3 protein-coding genes are annotated in these 2,466 nt (G+C 72.3%); all 3 read left to right on the top strand.

Features of this window, described 5'->3' with window-relative positions; all coding sequences use genetic code 11:
• Positions 1 to 671 (top strand): PIG-L deacetylase family protein (locus FNH08_RS48795; RefSeq protein WP_152778339.1); only part of this gene is annotated, 671 nt, incomplete at its 5' end.
• Positions 671 to 1,381, top strand: a complete 711-nt coding sequence (locus FNH08_RS48790; protein ID WP_152778338.1) for a 4-carboxy-4-hydroxy-2-oxoadipate aldolase/oxaloacetate decarboxylase — start codon at positions 671 to 673, stop codon at positions 1,379 to 1,381. The genes FNH08_RS48795 and FNH08_RS48790, both read left to right, overlap by 1 nt.
• Positions 1,382 to 1,407: 26 nt before the next feature.
• A partial coding sequence (locus FNH08_RS48785) for a 4-oxalomesaconate tautomerase (protein WP_152778340.1) occupies positions 1,408 to 2,466 on the top strand: 1,059 nt, incomplete at its 3' end.

Raw genomic sequence — 2,466 nt, 5'->3', positions numbered from 1 at the left:
TGTATAAGAGACAGGCTCTGGCCGCCGCACGAGGGGAGAAGGTGACCATCGCCTGTCTGACCTTCGGTGAGCGCGGGGAGTCCGCCAAGGCGTGGCGTGAGGGCAAGGAGCTCGACGAGATCAAGGGGATACGGCGGGAGGAGGCCGAGAAGGCCGCGGCCACTTTGGGCGCGGAGGTCGTCTTCTTCGACGCCGGTGACTATCCCCTCATCGGCACACCGGAGTTGACCGACCGGCTGGTGGCCCTCTACCGGCGGGCCCGGCCCGACGTCGTCCTCACCCACCCGCTCGACGACCCCTACAACGGCGACCATCCGGCGGCGGCGCGTATGGCCCTGGACGCCAGGGTCCTCGCCCAGGCCATCGGCTACCCGGCCGAGGGCGAGATCATCGGGGCGCCGCCGGTGTTCTTCTTCGAGCCGCACCAACCCGAGATGTGCGGCTTCAGGCCCGAGGTGCTCCTCGACGTCACCGAGGTGTGGGACACCAAGCGCAAGGCGATGGAGTGCCTGGCCGCCCAGCGGCACCTGTGGGACTACTACACCGACCTCGCCGTCCGCCGAGGCGTTCAGCTGAGGCGCAATGCCGGCCCCAACCTGGGCCTCGCCCACAAGACGATGGCCGAGGCGTACATGCGTCCCTACCCGCAGGTCACGGAGGTGCTGGACTGATGGGCGGCGTGATCGTCACCAACCCGCCGAAGGCGGACGCGAAGGACGTCGAGGCGCTCGCGGCCTTCGGTGTCGCCACCGTGCACGAGGCGATGGGCCGCACCGGTCTGCTCGGCACCCACCTGCGCCCGATCCAGCAGGACACCCGGGTCGCGGGCACCGCGGTCACGGTGCTCTCCTGGCCGGGCGACAACCTCATGATCCACGCGGCCGTCGAGCAGTGCGGGGAGGGCGACCTCCTCGTGGTCACCACCACCTCGCCCTCCACGGACGGCATGTTCGGCGAACTGTTCGCCACCGCGCTCCAACGGCGCGGAGTCCGCGGCCTCGTCATCAACGCGGGCATCCGGGACACCGCCGAACTGCGCGCCATGGGCTTCCCTGCCTGGGCCGCGGCCGTCAGCGCGCAGGGCACGGTCAAGGCGACCGGCGGCTCGGTCAACGTGCCCGTGGTCATCGGCGGCCAGGTGATCCGGCCCGGCGACGTCATCCTCGCCGACGACGACGGAGTGGTCTGCGTGCCCCGCGAGCGTGCGCGGCAGGCGGCCGAGGCGTCCGAGGTCCGCGAGGCGAAGGAGGCCGCGTCCCGCGCGGCGTTCCAGGAGGGCCAACTCGGCCTGGACCGCTACGGGTTGCGCGAGACGCTCCAGCATCTGGGCGTGCGCTACGCGTCGTACGAGGAGCACGTCCGCGAGGAGGCGGGACCGTGACCGTGCCGCCCGAGGAGGTCCGCTGCATGCTCCTGCGCGGCGGAACCTCCAAGGGCGCCTACTTCCTCGCCGAGGACCTGCCCGCCGACCCCGCCGCCCGCGACGACCTGCTGCTGCGGATCATGGGCAGCCCCGACCCCCGCCAGATCGACGGCCTGGGCGGCGCCCACCCCCTGACCAGCAAGGTGGCCGTGGTCTCCGCCTCACCCGACCCCGAGGCGGATGTCGACTATCTGTTCCTCCAAGTCGGCGTGGACCGAGCAGAGGTGACCGACCGTCAGAACTGCGGCAACCTGCTCGCCGGAGTCGGCCCCTTCGCCGTGGAACGCGGACTGGTGACCCCAAAGGACGGCGAGACCGCGGTGCGCGTCCGCATGCTCAACAGCGGGGGACTGGCCACCGCGACGTTCCCCACCCCTGGCGGGCGCGTCACGTACACCGGGTCCGCCGAGATCTCCGGGGTGCCCGGGACCGCCGCGCCGGTGGTGATCGAGTTCCCGCCGGACGGCAGACCGCTGCTGCCCACCGGCAACGCCCGCGACACCGTGGCCGGCACACCGGTGACATGCGTCGACAACGGCATGCCGACGGTGCTGATCGCCGCCTCCGCGCTGAAGATCACCGGCTACGAGGACCCCGGGGTCCTGGAGGAGGACCTGGCGTTGGCCGACCGGCTCCACGGGATCCGGCTGGAGGCCGGCCGGCTCATGGGCCTCGGCGACGTCGAGAGCACCACCGTGCCCAAACTCAGCCTGCTGGCGCCGCCCAGGCACGGCGGCGCGGTCATGACGCGCACCTTCATACCGGTGCGCTGCCACACCTCCATCGGCGTCCTGGGCGCCGCGAGCGTCGGCGCCGGGCTGCGCCTGGCGGGCGGGATCGCCGAGGGCATCGCCCGGCTCCCCGGCGAGGGGGACCGGCTGCGTATCGAACACCCCACCGGCCACCTCGACATCGAGACCGGTGTCGAGCAGGGCGCCTTGGGCGCGGGCGCGGCCCCCGTGGTCCGCCGCACCGCCGTCGTCCGTACCGCCCGCAAGATCTTCGACGGCACTGTCTTTCCCCGGCCGTGCCCCATTCCCGCC

It is taken from the genome of Streptomyces spongiae (genome assembly GCF_009377185.1).
Taxonomy (GTDB): Bacteria; Actinomycetota; Actinomycetes; order Streptomycetales; family Streptomycetaceae; genus Streptomyces; species Streptomyces spongiae.
Note: the sequence above shows the minus strand (reverse complement) of the source record. Positions and strands in the feature narration are given on the sequence as shown.

Bases quoted from the DNA above. Each gene is read 5' to 3' on its own strand.
- FNH08_RS48790 (WP_152778338.1), top strand. From the start codon at position 671: ATGGGCGGCGTGATCGTCACCAACCCGCCGAAGGCGGACGCGAAGGAC.